This is a genomic window from Bradyrhizobium sp. HKCCYLRH1034, from assembly GCF_051168375.1.
Classification (GTDB): domain Bacteria; phylum Pseudomonadota; class Alphaproteobacteria; order Rhizobiales; family Xanthobacteraceae; genus Bradyrhizobium.
In genome coordinates this window covers 29,819-55,402 of the sequence record NZ_JBNPUW010000009.1, presented here as the reverse complement: position 1 = coordinate 55,402, position 25,584 = coordinate 29,819, and the positions used below count along the sequence as shown (strand labels likewise).

At 64.6% G+C, this 25,584-nt stretch carries 26 protein-coding genes and 1 pseudogene; 9 read left to right on the top strand and 18 right to left on the bottom strand.

What is annotated here, in order from left to right:
• The first annotated feature begins 197 nt into the window (after positions 1 to 197).
• Positions 198 to 377, top strand: a complete 180-nt coding sequence (locus tag ACQR0W_RS21795; protein ID WP_316174186.1) for a hypothetical protein — start codon at positions 198 to 200, stop codon at positions 375 to 377.
• A gap of 495 nt (positions 378 to 872) precedes the next feature.
• On the opposite strand, the gene ACQR0W_RS21790 is transcribed toward ACQR0W_RS21795, so the two are convergent.
• From ACQR0W_RS21790 to ACQR0W_RS21770, 5 genes are read right to left on the bottom strand one after another with little or no spacing between them, the layout of a single operon-like run.
• Positions 873 to 1,640, bottom strand: a complete 768-nt coding sequence (locus ACQR0W_RS21790) for an ABC transporter permease (protein ID WP_315752795.1) — start codon at positions 1,638 to 1,640, stop codon at positions 873 to 875.
• A complete protein-coding gene (locus tag ACQR0W_RS21785; RefSeq protein WP_316187019.1) occupies positions 1,637 to 2,404 on the bottom strand; it encodes an ABC transporter permease in 768 nt (255 codons plus the stop codon). Before ACQR0W_RS21785 ends, ACQR0W_RS21790 begins: the two co-directional genes overlap by 4 nt.
• Positions 2,401 to 3,204, bottom strand: a complete 804-nt coding sequence (locus ACQR0W_RS21780; protein ID WP_315825203.1) for an ABC transporter ATP-binding protein — start codon at positions 3,202 to 3,204, stop codon at positions 2,401 to 2,403. Before ACQR0W_RS21780 ends, ACQR0W_RS21785 begins: the two co-directional genes overlap by 4 nt.
• Before the next feature lies 1 nt (position 3,205).
• The gene (locus ACQR0W_RS21775) at positions 3,206 to 3,904 is read right to left on the bottom strand and encodes a GntR family transcriptional regulator (RefSeq protein WP_316187018.1); all 699 of its coding nucleotides are present in this window, start codon (positions 3,902 to 3,904) and stop codon (positions 3,206 to 3,208) included.
• Positions 3,904 to 4,839: an ABC transporter substrate-binding protein gene (locus ACQR0W_RS21770; RefSeq protein ID WP_315825201.1), complete on the bottom strand. Its 936-nt coding sequence runs from the start codon at positions 4,837 to 4,839 to the stop codon at positions 3,904 to 3,906. The genes ACQR0W_RS21775 and ACQR0W_RS21770 overlap by 1 nt, the downstream gene beginning before the upstream one ends.
• Positions 4,840 to 4,938: 99 nt before the next feature.
• On the opposite strand from ACQR0W_RS21770, the gene ACQR0W_RS21765 reads away from it, so the two are divergent.
• Both ACQR0W_RS21765 and ACQR0W_RS21760 read left to right on the top strand, forming a co-directional pair.
• Positions 4,939 to 5,928 (top strand): fumarylacetoacetate hydrolase family protein, encoded by a 990-nt coding sequence (locus ACQR0W_RS21765; RefSeq protein ID WP_316187017.1) that lies wholly within the window; start codon positions 4,939 to 4,941, stop codon positions 5,926 to 5,928.
• 50 nt (positions 5,929 to 5,978) lie between these two features.
• Positions 5,979 to 6,755, top strand: coding sequence for a cyclase family protein (locus ACQR0W_RS21760; protein WP_315713232.1), 777 nt, complete (start codon positions 5,979 to 5,981; stop codon positions 6,753 to 6,755).
• A 269-nt stretch (positions 6,756 to 7,024) separates the two neighbouring features.
• Here ACQR0W_RS21760 and ACQR0W_RS21755 read toward each other — a convergent pair whose 3' ends face one another.
• A complete protein-coding gene (locus ACQR0W_RS21755) occupies positions 7,025 to 7,639 on the bottom strand; it encodes an SOUL family heme-binding protein (protein WP_316187016.1) in 615 nt (204 codons plus the stop codon).
• 963 nt (positions 7,640 to 8,602) lie between these two features.
• On the opposite strand from ACQR0W_RS21755, the gene ACQR0W_RS21750 reads away from it, so the two are divergent.
• Together ACQR0W_RS21750 and ccoG are read left to right on the top strand one after the other, a co-directional pair.
• Entirely contained in the window at positions 8,603 to 9,397 is a 795-nt protein-coding gene (locus tag ACQR0W_RS21750; RefSeq protein ID WP_315752802.1) for a fumarylacetoacetate hydrolase family protein, read from the top strand.
• Between the two features lie 354 nt (positions 9,398 to 9,751).
• The gene (ccoG, locus tag ACQR0W_RS21745) at positions 9,752 to 11,233 is read left to right on the top strand and encodes a cytochrome c oxidase accessory protein CcoG (protein WP_316169759.1); all 1,482 of its coding nucleotides are present in this window, start codon (positions 9,752 to 9,754) and stop codon (positions 11,231 to 11,233) included.
• A gap of 8 nt (positions 11,234 to 11,241) precedes the next feature.
• Here ccoG and ACQR0W_RS21740 read toward each other — a convergent pair.
• The 7 genes and pseudogenes from ACQR0W_RS21740 to xoxF5 all read right to left on the bottom strand — a co-directional run.
• Positions 11,242 to 11,565, bottom strand: a pseudogene (locus ACQR0W_RS21740) (acetamidase/formamidase family protein); the annotation flags it as partial.
• A 105-nt stretch (positions 11,566 to 11,670) separates the two neighbouring features.
• A complete protein-coding gene (locus tag ACQR0W_RS21735) occupies positions 11,671 to 14,004 on the bottom strand; it encodes a xanthine dehydrogenase family protein molybdopterin-binding subunit (RefSeq protein WP_316169758.1) in 2,334 nt (777 codons plus the stop codon).
• Positions 14,005 to 14,006: 2 nt separating this feature from the next.
• Positions 14,007 to 14,459 carry a (2Fe-2S)-binding protein gene (locus ACQR0W_RS21730; RefSeq protein WP_315741262.1) on the bottom strand — a complete coding sequence of 151 codons (453 nt, stop codon included), beginning with the start codon at positions 14,457 to 14,459 and terminating at the stop codon, positions 14,007 to 14,009.
• Positions 14,460 to 14,819: 360 nt separating this feature from the next.
• Positions 14,820 to 15,383 (bottom strand): S-(hydroxymethyl)glutathione synthase, encoded by a 564-nt coding sequence (gene gfa / locus ACQR0W_RS21725; protein ID WP_315713222.1) that lies wholly within the window; start codon positions 15,381 to 15,383, stop codon positions 14,820 to 14,822.
• 33 nt (positions 15,384 to 15,416) lie between these two features.
• Positions 15,417 to 16,526 (bottom strand): S-(hydroxymethyl)glutathione dehydrogenase/class III alcohol dehydrogenase, encoded by a 1,110-nt coding sequence (locus tag ACQR0W_RS21720; RefSeq protein ID WP_315752806.1) that lies wholly within the window; start codon positions 16,524 to 16,526, stop codon positions 15,417 to 15,419.
• Positions 16,527 to 16,604: 78 nt separating this feature from the next.
• On the bottom strand, positions 16,605 to 17,084 hold the full coding sequence (locus ACQR0W_RS21715; RefSeq protein WP_315713645.1) for a c-type cytochrome, methanol metabolism-related: 480 nt from the start codon (positions 17,082 to 17,084) through the stop codon (positions 16,605 to 16,607).
• A gap of 132 nt (positions 17,085 to 17,216) precedes the next feature.
• Positions 17,217 to 19,022: a lanthanide-dependent methanol dehydrogenase XoxF5 gene (xoxF5, locus tag ACQR0W_RS21710; protein ID WP_315713218.1), complete on the bottom strand. Its 1,806-nt coding sequence runs from the start codon at positions 19,020 to 19,022 to the stop codon at positions 17,217 to 17,219.
• Positions 19,023 to 19,428: 406 nt separating this feature from the next.
• On the opposite strand from xoxF5, the gene ACQR0W_RS21705 reads away from it, so the two are divergent.
• Complete coding sequence (locus tag ACQR0W_RS21705) at positions 19,429 to 20,376, top strand: helix-turn-helix domain-containing protein (protein WP_315713217.1); 948 nt, start codon at positions 19,429 to 19,431, stop codon at positions 20,374 to 20,376.
• A 20-nt stretch (positions 20,377 to 20,396) separates the two neighbouring features.
• Here the strand turns inward: ACQR0W_RS21705 and ACQR0W_RS21700 are convergent, their stop codons facing one another.
• The 3 genes from ACQR0W_RS21700 to ACQR0W_RS21690 are packed head-to-tail and all read right to left on the bottom strand — an operon-like array spanning position 20,397 to position 23,363.
• Positions 20,397 to 21,332, bottom strand: a complete 936-nt coding sequence (locus ACQR0W_RS21700) for a substrate-binding periplasmic protein (RefSeq protein ID WP_316169867.1) — start codon at positions 21,330 to 21,332, stop codon at positions 20,397 to 20,399.
• The gene (locus ACQR0W_RS21695; RefSeq protein ID WP_315713215.1) at positions 21,332 to 21,673 is read right to left on the bottom strand and encodes a c-type cytochrome; all 342 of its coding nucleotides are present in this window, start codon (positions 21,671 to 21,673) and stop codon (positions 21,332 to 21,334) included. The genes ACQR0W_RS21700 and ACQR0W_RS21695 overlap by 1 nt, the downstream gene beginning before the upstream one ends.
• Before the next feature lie 25 nt (positions 21,674 to 21,698).
• Complete coding sequence (locus tag ACQR0W_RS21690; protein ID WP_315825194.1) at positions 21,699 to 23,363, bottom strand: methanol/ethanol family PQQ-dependent dehydrogenase; 1,665 nt, start codon at positions 23,361 to 23,363, stop codon at positions 21,699 to 21,701.
• A gap of 262 nt (positions 23,364 to 23,625) precedes the next feature.
• Between ACQR0W_RS21690 and ACQR0W_RS21685 the strand changes: the two genes are divergently transcribed.
• Positions 23,626 to 24,018 carry a hypothetical protein gene (locus tag ACQR0W_RS21685; RefSeq protein WP_315713211.1) on the top strand — a complete coding sequence of 131 codons (393 nt, stop codon included), beginning with the start codon at positions 23,626 to 23,628 and terminating at the stop codon, positions 24,016 to 24,018.
• A gap of 218 nt (positions 24,019 to 24,236) precedes the next feature.
• Positions 24,237 to 24,317 (top strand): pyrroloquinoline quinone precursor peptide PqqA, encoded by an 81-nt coding sequence (pqqA, locus tag ACQR0W_RS21680; protein ID WP_009031067.1) that lies wholly within the window; start codon positions 24,237 to 24,239, stop codon positions 24,315 to 24,317.
• A 149-nt stretch (positions 24,318 to 24,466) separates the two neighbouring features.
• Here the strand turns inward: pqqA and ACQR0W_RS21675 are convergent, their stop codons facing one another.
• Positions 24,467 to 24,775: an EthD family reductase gene (locus ACQR0W_RS21675; RefSeq protein ID WP_315713209.1), complete on the bottom strand. Its 309-nt coding sequence runs from the start codon at positions 24,773 to 24,775 to the stop codon at positions 24,467 to 24,469.
• Positions 24,776 to 24,989: 214 nt separating this feature from the next.
• On the opposite strand from ACQR0W_RS21675, the gene ACQR0W_RS21670 reads away from it, so the two are divergent.
• Positions 24,990 to 25,202, top strand: coding sequence for a hypothetical protein (locus ACQR0W_RS21670; RefSeq protein WP_315713207.1), 213 nt, complete (start codon positions 24,990 to 24,992; stop codon positions 25,200 to 25,202).
• A 30-nt stretch (positions 25,203 to 25,232) separates the two neighbouring features.
• On the opposite strand, the gene ACQR0W_RS21665 is transcribed toward ACQR0W_RS21670, so the two are convergent.
• Positions 25,233 to 25,580: a hypothetical protein gene (locus ACQR0W_RS21665; RefSeq protein ID WP_315752809.1), complete on the bottom strand. Its 348-nt coding sequence runs from the start codon at positions 25,578 to 25,580 to the stop codon at positions 25,233 to 25,235.
• Positions 25,581 to 25,584: the final 4 nt, after the last annotated feature.

Here is a 25,584-nt window from a genome sequence, read left to right as displayed (position 1 = left end):
TCGCCTAGTCTCGGAAGGGATTAGTAATCGCCGCTTCAGGGCTCGGAGCTGCCACATGCACGACCCCGTTGACCAGCCGAGTGATTCGGCAAGTTCCGCTTTCCCTTGCGCGCGCGATCAGCGCAGCGCTCCGGAACACCCCGCCGCGGTTCCTGTGATCCAGCTCGACCACGCGCCAGCAATCGAGCCTGCGCCCAATGTCGATGAGGCTGCACAAAGCCCTGGCGCTCTCGGTCGGAAACGAACCGATGACGCGCATCTTGTCACACCAACCATGTGGCGCTGAGAAGGTCCCGCTCTTGGCGGCGATCGAACATGCGATGTTCGGCGACGAGTTCCTGAAGAACACCTTCGCCAACAACATTCGAGACTTTTGAGATCGCCACCTACAAGTCGCGGCTCGCATTGTGCCGTGCCGCCGGTGTCGAGGAGGGTTCGCGCGCCCCGCGAGCAGTCGTTGCAGGAGGAGGACCGATGGCAGGGTGGGTCGACTCCAATGCCGAGAAGGTCACGGAATTTGTTGGGTATGAGGAGCGTCAGGCGGCGTAACCTGGCGGTATCTCGGTCGGGATATGGAACCCGTCAGCGCGATGACAACCTCCGGTATCATCCGGATACCCACGACTCTCCTGATCTAGTAAGTAAAAACTAGCCCTTCTTGGGGCGTTTCCTCCCTGGACTTGGGCCGCCTGCACTTCGTGTGTCGGCGGCCTCTTTCTTTCAGGGGGGTGGGGTGGTGCTCTGGCCCCCGCAATCGGCCCCATGGGCGTTCGGTCCAGTCGCGCTCCTCCAAGCCGGTGATATCTCCGCGACAGTGTGAGATCGAGATCGCCCCACGCCGCGTCGCCGACCGGGCGCGTGCGACCGGAGCCTCAGCGCCGCGCGTGCTGCCAGCGCAGCAGCCGGCTCTCGGCCGCGCCCATCGCGAGCGCGGTCGTGTAGCCGATGATTCCGAGCAGCATCACGCCGGCAAACAGATCCGCCGAGCGGAACGAGCGCGCCGACAGCAGCACCCATTGGCCGAGGCCGTCGAGACCGGCGAGCATCTCGCAGACGACGGCGAGGATCAGCGCGACCGTGAGGCTCAGCCGCATGCCGGCGAGGATGTCGGGTGCCGCCGATGGCAGCGCGATCTTGAAGATCACGGCGAGCCGCGACATGTGCAGCACCCGCGCGACTTCGTAGAGTCGTGGTTCGACCGCGGCGAAGCCGTGGATCGTCCCGAGCAGCAGCGGCCACAGCGAGCCGAACGCGATCACGAACAGCGCCATGCCCTGGCTCAGTCCAAGAACGGCGATGGCGACAGGAATGATCGCTGAGACCGGCAGCGGCCGCAGCAGCTCCAGGGTCGGTGCGACGTAGATGCGCATCGCCTTCGAGGAGCCGATCATGGCGCCGAGCGCGATGCCGGCGGCGGAGGCGAGCAGCCAGCCATAGGCCATATGCGTGAGGGTGCCCGTGAGCTTGGTCAGGAGATCGCCGCTCGTGAAGCCGCGCAGCAGCGCCGCCCAGGCGCGGTCGGGGCTGGGAAGAAACACCGGTGATATCAGCCGCTGATCGGCGGCGCACTGCCACAGCACGATGATGCCGGCGGCGACGGCGAAGCTGGCGAGGCGCCAGGCGGCGACCGACCACTTCATGCGGGGTCTCCCATCGCGGCCGCGCGCTCGAACAAGCTTTGTTGTGCAGCCATCAGCGCGGTATTGAGCGCAAACCCGGTCACGCCGATCCATACCAGATAGGCCAGCATCAGATCGGGCCGCAACGCCTGCTGCGCGGTCATGATGGCGGCGCCGAGGCCGAGCGGGTTGATCGCGATCTCCACCGTGACCGCGACGATCAGCGCGATGCCGGCGGCGAGCCGGAACGCCAGAAAGATGCGGGGCAGGGCGGCGGGGATGACGATCTTCCTGATGCGATCGCGCTGCGTCAGCCGCAGCACGCGCGCCACCTCGATCAGCCGCGGCTCGATGCCGCCCACCGCGGCACGCGTCACGATCAGCACCGGCCAGACGCAGGCAAAGGCGACGATCGCGATCTCCATGCGATAGCCGAAGCCGAGCGCGATCAGCGCGATCGGCAGCAGCGCCACTGAAGGAATGGGCCTGATCGCCTCGATCGTGACCTCCATCAGCCGGTTGAAGACAGGCGACAGGCCGAGCGCGATGCCCAGCACGAGGCCGATGGTGCCGCCGAGCGCGAGGCCGGCGAACACCGAGGCGAGCGTGTCGCGCGTCGCCGCCAGCAGCGAGCCGTCGGTCAGCGCGCCCAGCAAGGCGAGCGCGATCGCGCTCGGCGGCGCCAGCGAGTCGCTCTGCACGCCGGCGAGCCGCATCCAAGCTTCGAACACGAGCAGTGCCGCGAACGGCAGCAGGACGGGCTTGATGCGATCCGGCATCGTCATTCGCTCGCCTTGATGAAGTCGAACAACTCGCGCCGCAGCCGCAGGAACTCCGGATGCTCGCGCGTCGCCAACTGGTCGCGCGGCCGCGGCAGGCCGATCTTCAATTCCAAGCCGACGCGGCCGGGATGCGGCAGCAGGCCGACCACGCGGTCGCCGAGATAGATCGCCTCCTCGAGATCATGCGTGACGAACACGACGGTGGCGCCGGTCGCCGCCACCAGCGCCAGCATCTCGTCCTGCAGTCCCTGGCGCGTCATCGCGTCCAGCGCGCCGAACGGCTCATCCATCAGCAGCACCTTCGGATCCTGCGCGAGGCAGCGCGCGATCTGCAGCCGCTGCTGCATGCCGCCCGACATCTCGGTCGGATATTTGGCCGCATGGCCGGCGAGCCCGACCTTGGCGAGCAACTCGGCGATGCGCGCCTCGCGCTGTGCGGAGGGCATTCCGATCGTCTCCAAGGCCAGCGAGATGTTGCCGGCGGCGGTGCGCCACGGCAGCAGCGCCTTGCCATAGTCCTGGAACACGACGGCGATCTCGCGCCGCGGCGCGCGCATCGCCTCGCCCTCGAAGCGCACGCTGCCGCCGGTCGGCTGGTACAGCCCGGCCGCCAGCCGCAGCGCCGTGGTCTTGCCGCAGCCGGAGGCGCCGACCACGCACAGGATCTCGCCAGCTCCGACCTCCAGACTGATCGTGTCGATGATCGTCTTGCCGCCGAGCACCAGCGCGACATCGTCGAAGGCGATCTGCGCGCGCGCAGGCGAGGGAGATGATTGCACCAATGCAAGGGCAGGCTCTGCCATCTCAGGCTCCCTTCGGATGCGGATAGACGATATCGACGGTCGAGCACAGATGTGCCTCAAGCCGCGCCTGGGCCGCGGCGGCATTGCGCGCGAGCACGAGGTCGGCGAGCGTCTCGTGCTCCTTGATGAATCCGCTGCCATCCTCGAAGCTGCGCATCATCACGCGGCGGTAGCGATAGGCCTGGTCGTAGAGATCCGAATGAGCGGCGAGCAGGCGCCGTGATCCGCAGGCCGCCAGCAGCGCGGTGTGAAACGCCTTGTGCAAGCGATCGAACTCCGGCGCGCCTTCGCGGAACTCGGTCTGCATGCGCTGGATGTAGCGGCGCATCTGATGGAGCGCGGCGATGATGCCGGCCTCCCATTGGTCGTCGCCGCTCTGCATCGCCAGCCGCAGCGCCTCTTTCTCCACGACAGTGCGCATGCGCGTGATGTCGACGAGATCGTCCCGGCTGACCTCGGCGACGCGAAAACCGCGCTGGCCGATGCCGACGATCAGGCCGCGCGATACCAGCCGCGACAGCCCCTCGCGCAGCGGCGTCGGCCCGATCTCGTAGCGCCTGGCGAGCTCGACGATCCCCAGACGCGAGCCGGGGGCCAGAATGCCGGCGACGATGTCGCGCTCGATCAGCGCGGCGGCGCGCTCGCTGAGCGTGTCGCCGCTCGTCGGCTCAGTCTGCAGGATCGGGTTCGTTGCCGTCATCAGTTGAGGATCAATGTCTTGAGGTCGAGCTTGGTCTGCAGCATCTTCTGCGCCGACATCACGTCGATCCACCACGCCAGCTGCTCGGGCTTCAGCACCGGCTCGGCGTAGTTCGGCGCCGTCAGCTTGACCAGCTCCAGCGGTTGCTTGGTGAACTTGGCGATGGCGGCCGAGGCCTTCTCACGATCATTGTTCACGATTGGGGCGGCCTCCGCGATGGCGGCGCGGAATTTCTTCACCGTCTCCGGGTTCTTCTCGGCCCATTCGCGCGAGGCCGCATAGAAGATGATCGGCTCGGTGCGGGCGAGTTCGGCGGCGTAGCGCGCGCCGACCGTGCCGAGGCTGGCATTGGTCATGCGCGTCACGAACGGCTCGGCCGTCAGCACCGCATCGACGCCGCCCGACTTGATGGTGTCGGCCATGGTCGGAAACGTCACCTCGACGAAGTTGACGCTTCGTGGATCGACGCCCTTCTCGACCAGCCATTTCACGAACAGCACGTGCAGGAAGGCGCCGATGCCGGGGGCGCCGACCTTCTTGCCCTTGAAGTCCTGCGGCCCAGTGATGGTGATGCCGTTGCGCACGAAGGCGGCGACCGCATCGTTCGAGGTCTTGTTCATGATCGAGGCGCCGGAGACCGCGACGAGGTCGAGCCCACCGTCGGCGGCCTGGAGGAACACGGTCGATGTCGGCCCGCCGATCTGGATCGAGTTGGAGAGGATGGCTGCGGGGATGTTCGAGTTGATCCCGATCAGCACCATCTCTGCGTCGAGCCCGTGCTTCTTGAAGAGACCCTCATCGACCGCGACCATCGCCGAGGCGCAGTCCGAGGTGGCGGTGCAGCCGATCTGGATCTTCTCGGCGCGTGTCGCAGATGTGAGCACAAGCGTGGCCAGCACCGATCCGAGCGCAGCGCTGATGATCCGATGACGCATCCTTGACTCCTCCCCGGGCGCCCGTCTCTCGGACGCCTCTTGTTTATCGATATTTTATATGTTTGTATATTTTTAGACAGAACACAAGGGGAGGCCAGCGTGAAACTTGCGACATTTCGGGCGGAAGGCGGGGAGCGGATCGGCGTCGTCCATGGCGGCGATTCCAAGCTTTTCGACCTCGCCGCGGCCGCCGACCGCGCTGGCAAGAGCAATCCGGCGTTCGGCTCGATGCTGTCGTTGATCGATGCCGGCGAAGCCGCGCTCGACGCAGCACGCGCGCTGGTCGAGCGCCATGGCAGCGACGAAAGCCTCTCGCGCGACGTCGGCGGCACCGAGCTGCTGGCCCCGGTGCCGGAGCCGCGGCAGATGCGCGACGGCATGTCGTTTCCGCTGCACATCCTGCAGGCGCCGCGCGGCCAGCGAAAGCTCGCGGCGCGGCAGCGCGGCGACGCGCAGGAGCTCGCGCGCATCGATGCCGAGCCGCTCGGCGAATTGCCCGAGGTCTATCGCAAGGTCCCGATCTTCTACATCACCAACCGCTTCAGCGTGCGTGGCCCGAACACGACGGTGAAATGGCCGCGCTACAGCAAGGTGATGGACTATGAGCTGGAGTTCGGCATCATCACCAGGGGCAAAGGCAAGGATATTCCGGCCGCGAAGGCGCGCGATCACATCTTCGGCTTCACGATCTTCAACGACTTCTCCGCGCGCGACACGCAGCGCATCGAGATGGACGGCCGGCTCGGCCCCTCCAAAGGCAAGAGCTTTGACGGCGGCAACGTGATGGGGCCGTGGATCGTGACCCCGGACGAGATCTGCGACCCCTATCGCCTGAAGATGGAGGCGCGGGTCAACGGCGAGGTCCGCTCGCGTGGCGTCAGCGAGGGCATGCTGTTTTCGTTCGAGGAGCTGATCGCCTATATCAGCAAGGACGAGACCCTGATGCCCGGCGAGTTCATCGGCTCGGGCACCGTCGGCAACGGCTGCGGTCTCGAGCTCGGCTGGTATCTCGAGCATGGCGACGTGATCGAGCTCGAGGTCGAGAAGATCGGCATCCTGAAGAACAAGGTCGAGCGGCAGGACGTCTGATCCTGCTGCCGACGACAACAACCAATAACGACAAAGCGAGAGGACCGCCCATGGCCCGCAGACTGATCGACATCTCCGTGCCCTTGCAGAACGACGTGCCCGCCGATCCGCCCGGCAATCATCCGACCATCACCTATATCGACCATCAGCAGGGCCTGCCGCGCATGCTGCAGTTCTTCGACGGGCTGAAAGCCGAGGATCTGCCGGACGGGCAGGGCTGGGCGGTCGAGCAGGTGAATCTTTCGACCCACAACGGCACGCATCTCGATGCGCCCTGGCATTTTCATCCGACGATGAATCGTGGCGAGCGCGCCTGGACCATCGACGAGGTGCCGCTGGAGTGGTGTCTGCAGCCGGGCGTGAAGCTCGACTTCCGTCGTTTCCCGGACGGCTATGTGGTGACCGCGAGGGATGTCGAGGATGAGCTCAAGCGCATCGGCCACACGCTGTCGCCGCTCGAGATCGTCGTGGTCAATACCTCGGCCGGCGCGCGCTTCGGCCAGGCCAACTACGTCAATTCCGGCTGCGGCATGGGCTATGAGGCGACGATGTATCTGCTCGAACGCGGCGTGCGCCTGACCGGCACCGACGGCTGGAGCTGGGACGCGCCGTTCGTGTTCACCGCGCAGAGATACGCCGAGACCCACGATGCCGCGCTGATCTGGGAAGGCCACAAGGCCGGACGCCACATCGGCTATTGCCACCTGGAGAAGCTGCACAATCTGGAGCAACTGCCGTCGACGGGGTTCATGGTGTCGTGTTTCCCGGTCAAGATCGAGCGCGCCTCGGCCGGATGGACGCGGGCGGTGGCGATCATCGAGGGGTGAGGCGGCTAATCTCCGATTGAAGTCACGACATGGGTTTTGGCGCGTTTGATCTCGCGTCATTCCGGGGCGGCGCGCGCCAGCGCGACGAGCCCGGAATCCATCGAGCCGCGCGACGTGCTGAAGGATGGATTCCGGGTTCGCGCTGCGCGCGCCCCGGAATGACCGAGGAGAGCACTCGGCAAAGCCAAAGAGGGAGCTCGTCGCGCGCCGTGGTGACAGTTGCGAGCCGACCTTGACTGCAAAATCAGGCCGCTCTCTCTCAGCTCGCTTTAGCAACTACACGCCAGCATGACCTCGTTCCGCCGCAGCACCGGCAGGGTCCAGGGCGGATTGTAGAACGCGAGCAGCGGCGATCCGGCGACGGTCAGCCCCTTGCGCTGTGCGTAGTCGCGCAGTGCGCGGGTCTTTTCGGCGACGATGCCGTCGGAGGTGGAGCCTGAGAAGGTGAGTGCGACCATGCGCTGAGCCGGGACGGCCGTCAGCTTGATCCGCGCGTCTTCCGGTGGAGGCAGCTTCTGCAGCGTCCAGCTCGACGGCATCACGAAGCTGACGCTCCAGCGATCGCTGGCGGTCTCGTCGCCCGCCGTCGGCAGCGCGGTCGCCTGCTGCTGCACCGGTGCCGTCATCGCAATCTTGGCTTTCGCACGGTTAGCGCCGAAAATGTAGCCGGCGATGATGCGAAAGCCTTCCTCGATCGCCGGCTTGCGCGCGCCCTGCACCTCGGCCTGCGCGATGATCATCGGTGCATAGGCGCGGATTTCGAAGTCGCCATCGCGCGAAACGACGTCGTATCTGGGATGTTCGACCCGGCTCATAAGCGGCCCTGCGGCAATGGCGGCGCCGGCGAGGACAAGCACGGTGGCGCCTGCGAGCCAGAGCAGCATGCGGCGTCTCCTCGGTGGTGTCGGCTCGGTCATGGCGGTTGCGCCGTCAGGTTTGAATAACGAGGAAACGCCAGCGAAGGTCCGGCAGATCACGTGCCGGGTGCCCGCCTGCGGTCGTCCTTCGCGACGCCTGACTGTAGCGTAGCCCGGGTGAGCGCAGCGATGTCCTGGATCGCACGAGGCGTAGGGGACCCCCAGGATGTCGCTGCGCTCATCCGGGCTACGCGCGTGCCGATGGCGGTGCGTGCCCGTCGGGCGACTCGGGCTCGGGCGCGACAAGATGCGCCGTCCCGCAACCCCTCTCATGATCCAGATCGTGCCTGCGCCGAAAACGAAAATTCCGCAGCGCGCTCAGCGCGATCACCTCTGTCCAGATCTCGGCGCAAAAATTTCCCACTTTCGTTTTATCGGAAAAGATGCTCTCATCCCTCCATCCCGCCTCATGCAGAGGGGCGTACGCGTCGTCACGATACGTTGAGGCGGGGAGCGGTGGCCGCGGGTCTGTCAGGCGCTTTTGCGCAAGACGACTGTCAGCTCGCGGACGTTCAAGCCGTGTGGTCCTGGCGCCCCGATGCTGGCGCCAAGCCTGATGCCGACCTGACGGGTTGCGCAGGTGACGGGGGCAAACAAGCCGGTCCCCGGGGAGAGCTCGGAGCAGACGTTCACCCATCGCGCAGGGAAGGCCGGGTCTGTCCGGCTGAACCTGTGGTTCCTGCCGCCTGCATTTTTTCCGCAGGCGGGCCACGGGCCTCAGTCGAGGTCCGGCCTCCCCTGCGCCCTCGCGTTTCCGGCGAGGGTCTCGAGCATCGCTTCGGGCGCGTGTTGCGCTGCGAGGGCGACGGCGCGTGCGCGCATGGTGGCGCTGGCATACTGGATATGCTTATCAGTTGAGCGGGGCGCCGATGCTGGCGCGCCACCACCAACAAATCAGCCGGCCGCAACGGCTGATCCAGGAGGAACCCCATGGCAGACACCTCACGCCGCGATCTCCTCGTCGCCGGCAGCGCCGCGGCAGCGGCTGCGATCATGACGGACACCTACCCTGCCGCTGCACAGGCCGGGCCGAAGCCGATCTTCGCCGTGCCGGCGACCACCATTCCGATCGCCGGCGAGCAGGGCGTGTTCCCCGTCCGCCGCATCTACTGCATCGGGCGCAACTACGCGGCGCATGCCATCGAGCGCGGCTCCGATCCGAACCGCGAGCCGCCGTTCTTCTTCCAGAAGCCGACCGACGCGATCCAGAACGTCGCGATCGGCGAGGTCGCCGATCATCCTTATCCGTCGCTGACCAAGAACTATCATCACGAGGTCGAACTGGTCGCGGCGCTGAAATCCGGCGGCACCAACATTCCCGCCGAGTCCGCGCTCGATCATGTCTATGGCTACGCGCTCGGCCTCGACATGACCCGCCGTGACCTGCAGAACGGCATGGCCGCCGAGAAGAAGCCATGGGAGATCGGCAAGAGTTTCGATCATGCCGCCGTGCTCGGCCCGATCCATCCGGTGGCGAAGGTCGGCCACTTCACCAAGGGCGCGATCTCGCTCGCGGTCAACGGCACGGTCCGGCAGAACTCCGACCTCACCAAGATGATCTGGAGCGTCGCCGAGCAGATCGCGAAACTGTCCGAGGCGTTCGAGCTGAAGGCCGGCGACATCATCTATTCCGGCACGCCGGAGAATGTCGGCCCGGTCGTCAAGGGCGACGTGCTCTTGTGCAAGCTCGAGGGCCTGCCGGACATGTCGATCAAGATCGTTTGAGAGAGGGGCTGGACCACACGTCGTGTGCAGCACGTTGACGCTGCCGATCGGAACGGACGTCGCCGCCGCAATGCCGGTACGCGCCTTCTCCCCGCGCGCGGGGAGAGACGAGCAGCGAGCGTCGCTACGCGCGCTATCCAACAAGCGCGGCAGCCGCAGCCATCCCTCCGGATGCTGCGACTGACGCCGTGGCGCTCGCGGCGCCGCGCCTCTCATCGCCTGTCGGACGGGAACTATCGTTGTTCCCGCGCAAACAGGCGCTGCCAGCCGTTCGCAAGTTTGTGGCCCGACAAAGAGCCGCCGGGCACCGCCGCCTATCGTTGCCCTGCATCAGCCGAGCGAACGAGGGCAGCCGTGGCCATCACCATCGAGATCGATCACGCCAAGACGCGGCGCATGGCGCAGGGCCAGGGCCCAAGCAGGGGCCAGGGTCAGGCCCGCGGCCCGGCACGGTCGTTGCGCAGCGCTGGCGGCCCGGTGGTTCCGCAGGGCGTCAAGGGGCCAATCCGGCGGCTGAAATGGCTGATTCTCGTTCTGACGCTCGCCGTCTACTACATCACGCCGTTCGTGCGCTGGAACCGCGGGCCGAATGCGCCAGGCCAGGCCGTGCTGCTCGATTTCGCCCACGGAAAGCTCTATCTTGGCCCCGCCGAGATCTGGCCGCAGGATCTCTATCTCATCACCGCGGCGATGCTGCTGGCGACGTTCATCCTCGTTCTGGTCAACGCGCTGGCCGGCCGCCTGTGGTGCGGCTTCGCCTGTCCGCAGACGGTGTGGACCGACCTTTTCCTGCTGGTCGAGCGCCTCGTCGAGGGCGACCGCCGGCAGCGGCTGAAGAATGTCGGCGCGCCGCTGACGGCGCGGCGGATCGCACAGATCGCCACCAAGCACGCGCTGTGGATGGCGATCGCGCTCGGCACCGGCGGCACCTTGATCTTCTACTTCACCGATGCGCCGGAGCTGGTGCGCGATGTCCTGCATGGCGAGATGTCGGCGACCGCGCTGACCTGGACCTTGGTGTTCGCCGGCACGACCTATGGCCTCGCCGGTTTCGCGCGCGAGCAGGTCTGCACCTTCATGTGCCCGTGGCCGCGTCTTCAAGGCGCGATCTGGGATCCGGAAGCCTTCACGGTGAACTATCGCGACTATCGCGGCGAGACCCGGATGTCGGCGAAGAAGGCCGCCGAGGCGCGGTCGCAGGGGCTGCCGGCCGGCGATTGCGTCGATTGCGGCGCCTGCGTCGCCGTCTGCCCGATCGGCATCGACATCCGCCAGGGGCCGAGCTTCGCCTGCATCAATTGCGGCCTCTGCGTCGATGCCTGCGACGGCGTGATGGCCAAGCTCGGCCGTCCGCGCGGCCTGATCGACTACGAGAGCTGGCGCAACATCGAGCGTGGGCGTGTCGGCGAGCCGCGTGTCTCACGGCTGGTGCGGCCGAAGACGATCGGGCTCGCGCTCGCCTGCGTCGCTGTGGCCGGCGTGATCGCTGTGTCGTTCGTCACGAAGACCACCGCCGTGCTGTCGGTGCAGCATGATCGCGATCCGATGTCGGTGCGGCTGTCGGATGGCTCGGTGCGCAACGGCTACACGGTGAAGCTGCTCAACAAGTCGTCCGCCGTGCAGAGCTTCAAGCTCGGCATCAGCGGCATCGATGCGGCGCTCGCCATCGTCGGCCATGCGGCGGCGGGTGCGATCGAGGTCGAGCCGGACGGCTCGGAGGCGCTGCGGGTGACGCTGACCATGCCCGAGTCTGTGGATGCCGATGTCACCTTCCAGGCGGTCGATGCCAACGGCCAGGTCGTGCTGACCGCGCACGACCGCTTCGTGAACCGGTAGAGGAGGGCCTACAGATAGGATTTCGGCAGCAGCATGTAGATGCCCTTGTTGCCGTCGACCAGCTGGGTGACGCGCAGATTGCCGGCCAGCGAGCACAGCATGTAGGCCTGGTTGCGCGACAGGTTGGTGCGGGCGCAGACGTGCTTGACCATCTCGCGCACCGCCTGCTTGGCGGCGTCATCGAGATCCTCGTCGAGGCCGATCGACATCAGGTGGGTGGCGTTCTCGGCGAACGGCCAGGTGATGTCCATGTCCTTGCGCACGGTGAGGCGGAAGGTGCCGGTGACGCCGGTCTCGAGCGCGGTGATGCAAACCTCGCCGTCCGCCGTGATCGGCCGCTATGCCTCGGTGCGCTACGGGCGCTGACTGATCCTGCTTCTTCTGGCGTGGTCATCGGCCGGATCGCTCCGGCCGATGATCTGCTGATTGCTGCAAGCTCAGGTCGCGAGCTGATTGCCGATCGGCAGCGCCCGCAGGCGCTTGCCGGTGGCGACAAAGATCGCGTTGGCGAGCGCCGGCGCGAATGGCGGCACGCCCGGCTCGCCGACGCCGCTCGGCGGCGTGTCGGCATCAACGGGCACGATGTGCACGTTGGTGACCAGCGGCGCCTCGTCGATTCGGACCACCGGATGGTCGTCGAAGTTGCGCTGCTGCACCCGGCCACTCTTGAAGCTGATCTCGCCATATTTGGCGAGGCTCAGCCCCATGATCGCGGCGCCTTCGAGCTGCGAGGCGATGCGCTCGGGGTTGACGAAGGTGCCGCAGTCGATCGCGGTGTCGACCTGATGCACCACGAGCTTGCCCTTGTCGTCGACCGACACCTCCACGATGGTGGCGATGTAGCTGACGAAGCTGCGATGCGCGGCGATGCCGAGGCCGTGGCCCTTGGGCACCGAGCGGCCCCAATTGCCCTTCTCGGCCACGAACTCGACGACGCGGCGCAGCCGGCCGGTGTCGATCGGATAGCTCTCGTAAGGCTCGCCGTAGTTCCAGAGATCCTTCACCGAGGCGAGCTTCAGGACGCGCGGAGTGCCGATCAGATCGAGCAGCATGTCCTTCTGGTCGCGGCCGGTCGCGTGGGCAATCTCGCCGACCATCGACTGCACGGCGAAGGCGCGCGGGATGTTCGAGACCGAGCGGAACCAGCCGATGCGGGTCATCGCCTTGGCGGCGGGATTCTCACATTGGATGTTGGCGATCTCGAACGGCATGTCGACGAGGCCCATGCCGAGCTCGAACGGCGCGGCATGATCGGCGCCCGCCGCGAAGGTCGACAGGATGGTCGGCGCGACGCTGCGGTGGCGCCAGGCCACCACCTTGCCGCTCTTGTCGAGCCCGGCTTCGATGCGCTCCACCGACACGGTGTGCAGGAAATCGTGATGGAGGTCGTCATCGCGTGTCCACTGCACCTTGACCGGTGCGCCCAGCGTCTTCGACAGCAGGGCAGCCTCGAGCGCGAAGTCGCATTTTGACTTCCGCCCGAACCCGCCGCCGAGCAGGGTGACGTTGACGGTGACGTTCTCCGGCGGGATCTGCAGCGTCTTGGCGACATCCTCGTGCGTGCCGCCGGGGCTCTGCACAGGCGCCCAGATCTCGGCCTTGTCGCCCTTGACGTCGGCGACCGCGACCGGCGGCTCCATGCTGGCATGGGCGAAATGCGGCAGATAGTACTCGCCGGTGATCACCTTGTCGGCCGACTTCAGCGCGGCCTCGACGTCGCCTTCCTCGCGTACGACGAGGCCCGGCTGGCGCGCGGCGGCCTCGAGCTCGGCCCGATAGGCGACAGAGTCGTAGCTCGCATTGGCGCCGTCGTCCCACTCGATCTTGAGCACGTCGCGGCCCTTGATCGCGGCGCCGGTGTTGCGCGCGATCACCGCGACGCCGCCAAGCGGCTGGAACTTCGACGGCCAGGGCCAGCCCTTGACCTCGATCACCTGCTCGACGCCGGGCACCTTCAGCGCCTCGGCCGGATCGAACGACTTGACCTTGCCGCCGGTCACCGGTGGCCGGGCGATGACCGCGTATTTCATGCCGGGCAGGCGGACATCGGCGCCGTAGCGCGCCTTGCCGACGGTGATGTCGTGCAGATCGACGATGCTGACCTGACCCTTGCCGAGATAGCGGAAGTCCTTCGGCGATTTCAGCTGCACAGTGTCAACCGCAGGCACCGGCAGACTGGCGGCATCGGCCGCGAGCTCGCCGAAGCCGAGGCGGCGGCCGCTGGCGCTGTGCACGACCTCATGATTGACGGCTTTCACTTCGCTCGGCGGCACGCCGAGGCGCTGGGCCGCCGCGGCTTCGAGCATCGCCCGCGCCATGGCGCCGATCTGTCGCATCGGCAGCAGATAATGCCGCGTGCTGCGCGAACCGTCGGTATCCTGGTTGCCGAACTTCACCTCGTCGCCGGGGGCCTGCACGACGCGCACGCGCGACCAGTCGGCTTCCATCTCCTCCGCCACGATCAGCGGCAGGCTGGTACGCACGCCTGTGCCCATCTCGGAGCGGTGGGCGAGGATCGACACGATGCCGTCGCGGGCGATCGAAACGAAAACCTTGGGATCGACCACGGTGCCGTGCGGCATCTTGCCGGCGCCGGTTTCATAGGCGGCAAACGCCGGGCGCGACAGCAAGGGAGCCGCGAGCACGAACCCGCCCGCGAGGCCCAGCGTCTGCAGGATGGTACGGCGCGAGACGTTCTCGACCTTGAGATGGCGCTCGAAGCCGCGGCGAGACGCGGACTTTGCGATGTCGGGATTTGCGATGATGTTCATGATCACACCCCCGTCGAGGCCAGATGGACCGCATTCTCGATGCGCTGATAGCAGCCGCAGCGGCAGATGTTGCCGGCCATCGCATCCCTGATCTGGTCATGCGACGGTTTGGGATTCTCGTTCAAGAGTGCGGCCGCTTGCATGATCTGCCCGGCCTGGCAGAAGCCGCATTGCGGCACGTTGACCTGCCGCCATGCCTTCTGCACCGGATGATCTCCGGTCGGATGCAGACCTTCGATGGTGGTGACCTCTCGTCCCGCGACATCCGACACTGCGGTGATGCAGGCGCGCGCCGCTTCCTTGTCGACTATCACGGTGCAGGCGCCGCACAGCGCTGCGCCGCACCCGTATTTCGTTCCGGTCAAACCCAGCTCGTCGCGCAGATACCACAGCAGCGGCAGGCTCGGATCGCCATCCCAGCTCTGCTCCTGTCCGTTGATTTTCACCTTGATCATGTTCGCCCTCGCTCTGTCGGACCAATGGTCGCTGGTTCTGATCGTTGGTGGACGCGCGCGGGACCACATGTCCTTACGTGCACGCGCCGGATCAATTGAGAGTTGTCGGAAGACTACTGATGATAGCAGACCGGGACAGGCATCGGTCTACACAGGCGCGTGTGGTGTCAGAGCAGACGAGCGCTGCGCGTGCAGCCCGCTGCAATGCAAATACGGAACAATGGGCGATGCGCCGACGACAATGGCGGCCGCCTGACCAAAGCGGCGACAAAAAAAGAATGCCTCGCCGGCGTGGGGCAGGCGAGGCACCAAGTCTTCAGGAAGGAACGCTTCAGTTGTACGCTTGGTCCGTGGCGGCCGTCAGGCCGCCTTTGCTTTCGCCACGTGGGTGGCAATCGCATCCATCAGGGCCGGCGACAGGCAGTCATAGGGCTCGAGCCCCAGCTCCTTCAATCGCGCCCGAATCTCGCCCATCTGTTCCGGCTTCACGCCCGACTCGATCACCGAGGAGACGAAGGCCGCAAAGCCCGGCGCGGCCGAACCCTGCTCCTGGAACAGCTCGGGGTGAATGAAGTCGAGGCCGTAGAACGGGTGGCCCGTGTTCTCGATGCGGCCATACATATGCGTGCCGCAGCCGGTGCAGGCATAGCGCTGGATGACGGCGGAGGGATCGACGATCTTGAGCTTGTCGCCGTTCTCCAGCACCGTGACGTTCTGCCGCGGCACCACGGCAACGACCGAGAAGGTCGCGCCGGAGGGCTTCCAGCATTTGGTGCAGCCGCACGCGTGGTTATGCGCGACATCGCCCTTGATGCCGACCTTGACCGGCCGGTCGTGGCATTTGCAGACCAGCGTGCCGCCGGCGAAATGGCCGCTTCCCTGTTTGACGCCGTTATCGACGGACGGATGGATGTGGACAGTCATGGCGCAATCCTCCTCAGTTTTGCGTGCTTGGGGTCAGAACACGACGACGGAACGGATCGATTTGCCCTCATGCATCAGGTCGAAGCCCTTGTTGATGTCTTCGAGCTTGAGCGTGTGGGTGATCATCGGGTCGATTTCGATCTTCCCGTTCATGTACCAGTCGACGATCTTGGGAACGTCGGTGCGCCCGCGCGCGCCGCCGAACGCCGTGCCCTTCCAGACGCGTCCGGTGACGAGCTGGAATGGGCGGGTCGCGATCTCCTTGCCGGCCTCGGCGACACCGATGATGATCGATTCGCCCCAGCCGCGATGGCAGGCTTCCAGCGCCTGGCGCATCACCGTGGTATTGCCGGTGCAGTCGAAGGTGTAGTCGGCACCGCCGTCGGTCAGCGCGACCAGGTGCTGGACGATGTCGCCGGTCACCTTCTTCGGGTTGACGAAATGGGTCATGCCGAAGCGGCGGCCCCATTCCTCCTTGCTGTCATTGAGGTCAACGCCGATGATCTTGTCGGCCCCCGCCATCCTGGCGCCCTGAATGACATTGAGCCCGATGCCGCCGAGGCCGAACACCACGACGTTCGAGCCGGGCGTGACCTTGGCCGTGTTGACGACCGCGCCGACGCCGGTGGTGACACCGCAGCCGATATAGCAGCTCTTGTCGAAGGGCGCGTCCTCGCGGATCTTGGCGACCGCGATCTCCGGCAACACGGTGAAGTTGGAGAAGGTCGAGCAGCCCATGTAGTGGTAGATGGCCTGGCCCTTGTAGCTGAAGCGCGACGTGCCGTCGGGCATCAGGCCCTTGCCCTGCGTGGCGCGGATCGCGGTGCAGAGATTGGTCTTGCGGCTGAGGCAGCTCTTGCACTGGCGGCATTCCGGTGTGTAGAGCGGAATGACGTGGTCGCCGGGCTTGACCGAGGTCACGCCCGGGCCGACCTCGCGCACGATGCCGGCGCCCTCATGGCCGAGGATCGAGGGGAAGATGCCCTCGCTGTCGAAACCGTCGAGCGTGTAGGCATCGGTGTGGCAGATGCCGGTGGCCTTGATCTCGACCAGTACCTCGCCGGCCTTCGGCCCTTCGAGGTCGACCTCGACGATCTCCAGCGGCTTCTTGGCTTCGAAAGCGACCGCGGCGCGCGTCTTCATGTCTCAAACTCCTCTTTCATTCTCTTGAGCCCGCGACGCTGCCCAGGGAAACTGTTCAGCCGCGGTCCCCGTCGTCAGTCATTTCTTGCCCATGCAGGAGTTCTCCGCTTCCGTATAGGCTGGCGGTTTGTCCTCGTGCTTGGCCGGGCGAACGCGTCCTACCGCGTCATTGCCGCGGGCACGCAGGTAGATGTAGAGGTCGTCCATGTAGCAGGCCACGTTCGGATTGTCGCCGAAAGCCGGCATGACGTTCTCCTGGGACGTGCTGACATTCTTGCGGCCGCTGGCGATGACACCGATGAAATCGCCGTAGCTCATGGTCTTGACCGAGTCCTTCAGCGCAGGCGCATAAGTCGATCCCATGCCGTCGGGCCCGTGGCAGACGTGGCATTCGGAATGATAGCGGCGGTATCCGGAGTAGGTGTACCAGTCGACCGATCCGTCGGCGCCCACCTTGTAGGTCGGATTGCCATCCTTATCGAAGTACTTCCCGTCCTCGGACTTGACGGCCGCAGGATCTCCCGGACTTTCCGCCCAGGCATTTTCGGCGACAGTCATCCCGCCGGTTGCCAGGAACAGAGCCGTGGCGACCGCAAAACAGATTCTACGCAAGGGCGTCTTCCCTTAATTTTCTGGGGCAGGCGAACCGGCGCATGGACGAGATCCATGCGCCGGAAGCAGGTGCCTAGCTCACTGCTGCGGGAGCGAGAACACGGTGAGCGCGCCGCCCAGGGCGGTGTAGTTGCTCAGCGCTGCGTAGCCGCCGACCGCACCGAGACCGGCGGTCGGATCCGTCAGGCCCGCCGCGAGACCGATGCCGGCCCAGCCACCGACACCCGAGAGCACGGCGACATACTGCTTGCCGCCTGCCTCGTAGGTCGTGACGTTGCCGATGATGCCGGACGGGGTCTTGAACTTGTAGAGCTCCTTGCCCGTCTTGGCATCGACCGCCTTGAGGTAGCCTTCGAGCGTTCCGTAGAACACCACGCCGCCGGCCGTCGCGAGCGCACCCGACCACACCGAGAACGGCTCCTTGTTCGACCAGGCGATCTTGCCGGTCTTGCCGTCCCAGGCGATGAAGTTGCCCATATGGGTCTCACCCGCCGGCGGATACATCGACAGGGTTGCGCCGACATAGGGCTGACCTGCGGTGTAGCTCACCTTGAAGGGCTCGTAGTCCATGCAGACATGGTTGGTGGGCACGTAGAACAGTTGCGTATCCGGCGAGTAGGCCGCCGGCTGCTCGTCCTTGGTGCCCAGCGCCGCCGGGCAGATGCCCTTGGTGTTGACGTCCTCACCCTGCTTGTCGGTCGAATACTGATCGACGACCTTGGGACGGCCGTAGGTTGCAGAGTTCTTGTCCATGTCGACGCCGGTGGTCCAGTTCACCTTCGGGTCGAACTTCTCGGCAACGAGCAACTCGCCCGTGGCACGGTCGAGCGTATAGCCGAGGCCGTTACGATCGAAGTGCGTGAGCAGCTTGCGCGGCTGGCCGTTGATGGACTGGTCGGACAGGATCATCTCGTTGACGCCGTCATAGTCCCACTCGTCGTGGGGCGTCATCTGATAGACCCACTTCGCGACGCCGGTGTCGGCATGGCGGGCGAAGATCGTCATCGACCACTTGTTGTCGCCGGGACGCTGCTTCGGATTCCAGGTCGAGGGATTGCCCGACCCGTAATAGACCATGTCGAGCTGCGGATCGTAGGAGATCCAGCCCCAGGTGCAGCCGCCGCCGGTCTTCCACTGATCGCCTTGCCAGGTCTTCAAGCTCGAGTCCTTGCCGACCGGCTTGCCGAGCGCCGTGGTGTTGGCGTCGAACAGGATCTGGTCATCCGGACCTTCGGAGTACGCCTTCCAGACCTGCTTGCCGCTCTTGATATCGTAAGCGGTCATGCTGCACTGGACGCCGAACTCGCCGCCGGACGTGCCGACCAACACCTTGTCCTTCACCACGAGCGGAGCCGAGGTTCCGGTCTGTCCCTTGCTCGGATCGCCATTGACGGCGGTCCAGACGTGCTGGCCGGTCTTGGCGTCGATCGCCACCAGCTTGTCGTCGGCCTGATGCAGGAAGATCTTGCCGTCCCCATAGGCGACGCCGCGGTTGACGGTGTCGCAGCACATCACCGGAATGACGTTCGGATCCTGCTTGGGCTCGTACTTCCAGACGATCTTGTTGTCCTGCGCGAGATCGAGCGCATACACCTTGTTCGGGAACGGCGTATGCACATACATCAAGTTGCCGATGATGAGCGGTCCGCCTTCGTGGCCGCGCAGCACGCCGGTGGAGAAGGTCCACGCGACCTGCAGCTTGCCGACGTTCTGAGCGTTGATCTGATTGAGCTTGGAGTAACGCGTATTGGCGTAGTCTCCCGCCGGCATCACCCAGTCCTTCGGGTTGGCCGACATCTTGACCAGCTCTTCACTGGCCCACGCGCCACCCGCGGCAAGCGCCGCGACTGACGTCAGACATGTTGCGAGTAGCACTCTTCGCATCGTCTTTCCTCCCGGGTTCAACTGAGGTTCCGCAGCACGCGGCCCAGTATTCGTTTTCGGCATCATTGAATATCCACTTCCCGACCGGGAAACTTGCCCAAAAGAGAAAAGAGCTTGCTCAAGAGTGAAGCGAATAGAAGTTTTTGAAGGAGATTTTGCTTTGCTGGTCCGCAACATGAGCGCCATTCTTGCTGCGGAGCATCAATTTACAGCACCGCGGTTCCACCGAAGGTTGACGTTTCCCTTGACCTTACAGAGACGAAGGCGGAGGATCATGCGAGGGAAGTTATGGAACGAAGTGCGCCGCGAAAGTCGCGGCCTTAAAATGGGAGCAATCTTGCTACAGTCTCGTTCGCCGTCCGGCGGCGGACCCGTTGCGTTTCGATCATGAATCGGTGGATGAAACATGTCCGACACGATCCGCTCGCTTAATACTTCGGGATTCTCACCGAAGAGCCAGATCCAGCGTTGGTCAGATGCACTGACCGACCTGTGCGGACGTTTCGATGTCGATCCGCTGGAGGGCGCCTCATTCGAAGGGCGCATCAATTTCACGACGGTGTCGCGCCTGAAGCTCTGCCAGATCGAGGCCAGCCAGCACCGTATTGCGCATACCTATGCGCGTGCGCAAAAGGCTGCACATCCCTACATCAAGATCTTGTTCCAGACCTATGGAACGTCCTATTTCGAGCAGGATGGCCGCCAGATCGAGATCGGCCCGGGCGATTGCCTCGCCTATGACGTCTCGTTACCGCACACCATCATCAGCCCCGCCCTGACCCGCCATGACGTCGTGATCGTGCCGAAGGAGCTATTGCAGGAACGCGGCTTCCGGTCGGAAAAGATGCCTGCATACAAGCTGTCTGCGCGGAGCGGGACCGGTCGGATTGCGCATGACGTCACCCATGCCGCGTTCGATGAGGCGACCCGGCTTTCGCCCAACTCGGCTGTCAGCGTCGCCGAATCGCTCATCGATCTGTTGCTGTTGCCGCTGCGTGAAGCCGATCGAATGCTGGATCGGGCGGGACCCGAGGCGGTCTATATCCGCGCTCAAGCCTTCATCCGCGAGCATCTGCGCGATCCCGATCTGTGCATCGATCAGATTTCGGCGGCTCTGGGGTGCACCAAGCGCTACCTTCACATGGTGTTCAGCGATCGTGGCATGACGGTCAGCGACTACATCTGGCGGGCCCGGCTTCAGCATTGCCGGCAGGAGCTGGAGACGCAGAGCGGCAAGACCATCACTGATGTCGCGTTCTCGTGGGGTTTCTCGAGTTCGTCGCACTTCAGCCGTGTCTTCCGCAAATATTTCGGCGTCGTGCCGTCGTCGGTTCATAAGACTGCGGCCCGCTGAGCGGTCGTGAGGTAGCCGCGCTAGCGTGCGCCGCTCCGGATGATCCTCTGGAATGCATCACCGAGAATCACCGGCTCGCGCGGTGGAAGATAGGTCAGTCCGGCGGACCGACCAAGATTAGGCAGGGCCCCGGAGGCGTCGAGTTCCGTCAAGGCCTTGTCGACCGATGCGATGAGTTCGGCCGAACTGGTCAGCCCGACATAACCGCGGTTCACGCCGATCGGATAGCTGTAGCCCGACCCGCCGAGCCTGGTGTCGGGATGAGCCGCCCGATACGCATCGAAACGTCTGCCATCGAGCAGGGTCGCATCGAACTTGCCCTGTTCGAGCGCCCCGAGCAGATCATCCCGCGTGGGAATCAAATGCGTGATGTCGTCGATCAGCCGTCCCTTGTCGAACGTCATCAGGATTGCATCCGCCAACGTGCCGCTCTCGATTGCCAGCCGCAGCCCTGCCAGGTCGCCGATGTCGGTAATCGGGCGCTGTTTCGCGGAAGGTCCGAGAACGACGGTCAGTGTTGAGAACATGTACGGCTTGCTCGGCATCAGCGTGCCGAGCGGAACGCGGCGGCGGCGGTCGTCGCGGGTGGCGCCATCGAAGTCCGGCAGCTTGGCTGTCTTGACGCCGGGCGCGACCAATCCGTCCTGGGTGAACGCATAGCTGCCGAGCAGCGAGCAGCGTCCGTCCGAGAGCAGTGCGTTCGCCTCCAGCGCTGGACTGGAATCTTCGTCCAATTTGCTTTCGTACCACTGGATCTCGAGCTTTCTGCCAAGGCGGTCGGCGATTGCCTGACCGAGCAGGACGTCGAAACCGTTGCCGGGCTTGCCACGATGATGGACCGAGAGCGGCGGAAGATTTTCGTCAAGGCAGATGCGCAGCACGTCGTCAGCGGCTAAGGCGGCTGACGACACTGTCGAGATCATCAAGGCAGTCAGCCAACGGCAGAGATGGCGCATCACTGCGCTCTCCGGCTCGAGACATAGGCCCACAGCGCGGTGATCTCGTCATCGCTGAGAATGTCGCCCCAGGGCGGCATGCGACCGTTCTTGCCCTGCTTCACCGTGGTGACGAAACGAGGCTGGTCATCGGGAAACCGACGCAGGTCGGGCGTCACCGTGCCGGAGTTCACCATGTTGGGGCCGTGGCAGTGCGAGCACTTCTGAGCGAACGTCGTCTTGCCGATGTCCACCTGGCTATGTGCGGCGCTGCCATCTTGTTGTTGGGCGAGGGCAGCCGTCGACAGGACGGCCGACATCGCCACGACGGCGGCGAAGGCCGCCGCCGCTTTCATGAACATGTTCTGTCTCACGGGCAATCCGCACTCAGTTCTTGACCGCGAAGACCCACAGCGAGCCGCCTGCCGGAACGTTGGCGAGGCGCTCGTCACCGGAGAACAGTGAGTAGACGCCGCCGTAGCCTGAGGTGACGGCGACATACTGCACGCCATCCTGCTGCCAAGTGACGGGCTGGCCTTCGATGCCGGAGCCGGTCTGGAACTGCCACAGCTTCTTGCCGCTGTCGGCGTCGAAAGCCTCGAACTCGCCGGTCAGCTTGCCCGAGAACACCACGCCGCCTGCCGTGGACAGCACGCCGGAGAAGCGCGGGATGTCGCTCGGCTGCTCCCACTTGGTCTTGCCGGTCATCGGATCGATGGCCTTGAGCTGACCGCGCGGCCCTTCCGGCCAATCCCACAGATCCGTCAGGTCCATGCCCAGGTACCACTCGCCGGCCTTGTAGGTCGCAGGCTCGGTCTTGTAGTGGCCGCCGAACACGAGCGTGTTGGCGTAGGCCAACCCGGTTTGCGGATTGAACGACATCGGCTCCCAGTTCTTGCCGCCGAGAATCGACGGATAGACCGTGACCTTCTTGCCCTCGCGGGCATCGCGCGTCACATCGGTCTCGACCGGCTTGCCCGTCTTCAGGTCGATGCTGGAGGCCCAGTTCACCTTCACATAGGGGTTGGCCGCGAGCAGCTTCCCATTGGTGCGATCGAGCACATAGAAGAAGCCATTGCGGTTGGCGTTCATCAGCACCTTGGTCTGCTTACCCTCGACGTTCATGTCGGCGAGCACCATCTCCGCGACCGCGTCGTAGTCGAACGGATTGTTCGGCGAGAACTGGAAGTGCCACTTCATTTTGCCGGTCTTCGGATCGAGCGCGAGCACCGAGCAGGTGTAGAGGTTGTCGCCCGGGCGCACCGCCGCGTTGAACGGTCCGGGATTACCGACGCCCCAGAACACGGTGTTCTGCTCGGGATCGTAGGAGCCGGTGATCCAGGTCGAGCCGCCGCCCAGCTTCCAGGTGTCGCCCTTCCAGGTGTCGCCGCCGGGTTCATCCGGGCTTGGGACCGTGTGTGTGCGCCACAAATGCTTGCCCGTCGCCGGATCCCAACCATCGATGAAGCCCCGGGTGCCGAACTCGGCGCCGGAGATGCCAGTCAGCACGACGCCGTCGGCGACCAGCGGCGCGACGGTCATCGAGTAGCCTTCCTTGATGTCAGCGGCCTTCTGACGCCACAGCTCCTTGCCGGTCTTGGCATCAAGCGCAATCACGTTGGCATCGAGCGTGGTCCGGAACACCTTGCCGTCGTACAGCGCGGCGCCGCGATTGATGATGCCGCAACAGACCACGCGCGGCGTCTCGGCGGGATAGTCGATCTTGCTTTTCCAGATCTGCTTGCCGGTCTTGGCGTCGACGGCCATCGTCGCGTTGTGGGTCGTGACGTAGAGCACGCCCTGGTACACCAGCGGCTGCGACTCCTCACTGCGGTCATCGGCGAAACTGTAGTTCCAGACCGGCACCAGGTTCTTGGCGGTGTCCTTGTTGATCTGGGTGAGCGGGCTGAACCGCTGCAGATTGTAGCCCATGCCGTAGTTGAGAACGTTCGCCGTATCAGTTGCACCCTTGACCAACTGATCGGCGCTCTGCGCGCTTGCACCATGTGATGCAAAAATAGCGAGGCCTGCGGCCAGCGCGATCCGCTTCATTCATTTCCTCCGAGATTTTTACGCGCGCCTATCCTGACGCTGCGGGAACAACACTCCGCTCGAAATCGGGAACCGTCAATACGAAAAGGTGGCAACCGCCCTCTGCGCATCGGGAAGCCGTCCTCGTTCGATCGGGACAGCGCAGCCGATCCGTTGTCTCTGCTCGAGGATCTGGGTCGGCATGATCGCACCGCTCCGATGTTGCGTTGCGGCACAAACATTGCTTCGCCGCATCATGCCGGGATAACAGAGGAGTAGGCGGATGAGACGAACCATCCTTTGGCTCGGCATGCTTTGTTGCCTTTGGGTGAGTGCGAGTGCGCGTGATCTCGGTCAGTGGGGAGCGGTCGATCCTGCATTGCGTCAATGGTACGAGGCGCTGATGCAGCCCGACGTGCCGACAGCATCGTGCTGCGGTGAGGCTGACGCCTATTTTGCCGATGAGATCCATGTCCGCGACGGCAAGACCTATGTCATCATTACCGATGACCGTCCCGATGAGCCGCGTGGCCGCCCGCATATCGATGTCGGTACCGAGATCGAGGTCCCCGATCACAAGCTGAAGTGGGACAGGGGAAATCCGACGGGGCACGGCATCATCTTCCTGAGCCGCAATCGGTATGTGTTCTGCTACGTGCAGCCGGGCGGTGCGTGAGCGAAGATACCGTCCCGCTCAGGGGCAACGTCCTACGAGGATTGAGGCGGAACGGCGTCCAGCCAGGCGGCTGGATTTTTGTTTCGTTCAATCGATCGACAACCGCTGGGGAAATGCTCCACGGTTGTGGAGCCTTGCGTTCCCCCTGATGCGGTCCTAGCTTCGATGTTGGCGCGAGCAATGCGTCAGTCAATGATAGTCGAACTTGGGAGCTTGAAATGGCCTGGAAGACACCGAAGATCGTCGAAGTGCCGGTTGGCATGGAAATCAACATGTACGCCTGTGCTGCGCGCAAGTAACGCGTAGCGATCTGCCAAGCCACGAGGAGCGCAATTCGCTTCTGACTGGCTTGGCGGATCCATTCGATGGACGGTCCGCGAGATCGTCCCGGCGACCGGCCTCTCGGCCGATCGGGTATGACGGGCACACCGCCGAACGTTGGTGACGATCAAACGTCCTGCGTGTCGAAGATATACAGGTCGACGCCGCCATCGGCGAAGTTGGGCAGATCGCCCGCCGCCGCCTTGCCTTCGGCAGAGCCCATTCCCGCCTGCAGCGCCTGCATCGAATCGAATATCAGGGTGGCAACGAGGTGGATGTTGGTGGCTCCCGCCGGCCCATTCACCGGGCCCCGGCTGATATCGTAGCTCTTCAGACCGGGAATCTTCTTCGCCAGCGGCACATGGACGTTCATATAGTGTTTGTCGAACGCCTCGGCGCTCTTGGGGGTCTTGTAGAGTACGAGAACCTTGGGCATCTGCTTCCTCCGCATTCGCTCTTTTGAGGTCGATCGACCGCTTCCATTGCAGCCGATCTGCCGGTTCGGATCAAGCGTCAGGGGCGGATTCGCCCAGGGATAGTCGTTCCAGCCTTGGTTCCGCTGCATAATTTGTTGCGCGAGGAGAAACTGATGCAGCCGGATGTCGTAGTTTCAGTTAAGCTGTTTCAGGCTTATCGAAGGACAACGAGCCATGAGCTCCATCGATCTCGTCATCACCGTCTGCGCAGTCCTGTCTCCGGCCACCTGCGAGGAGCAGCATCTCGTTTTCGCGGATGGCGGTGCCTCGCTGCAGCAATGCGCGATGAAGGCGCCGCCCTACATCGCCCAGTGGATCGGCGAGCACCCGAAATGGACTGCAGTGCGATGGCGCTGCGAATATCCCCACAGCAACGACAAGGCCTGAGGCCGGCTTGGCCGTCGGCACGCTGGCTGCTTACTTCGTGCACTCCTTGAGGTCCTTGTCGGCGACCGAAACCACGGCGTCGGCCTTGATCTCGAGGCCGCGAACAATGCACTGCCGCTCGCCGGCATAGCTCACCTTGGCGTCGTAGCGCCCAGGCTCGACTCCGGTGAGCTTCAGCCGTTCGTCGTGATCGAGCTCCTTGTCCTTGTCGTTCAGCGTCTGATTCGGTCCCCAATTGTTCTGGCCGGCCGGCGAGAGCTGAAAGCCGGTCATCGTTGCGGTCGTCAGATTCCAGAGCCGGATGCCCTTGCTTTGTGCGGCGGCCGCGAGCGGGATGCCGAACAGAATGATCGCCGTCACGGCGGATGCGCGTCTCATGGCG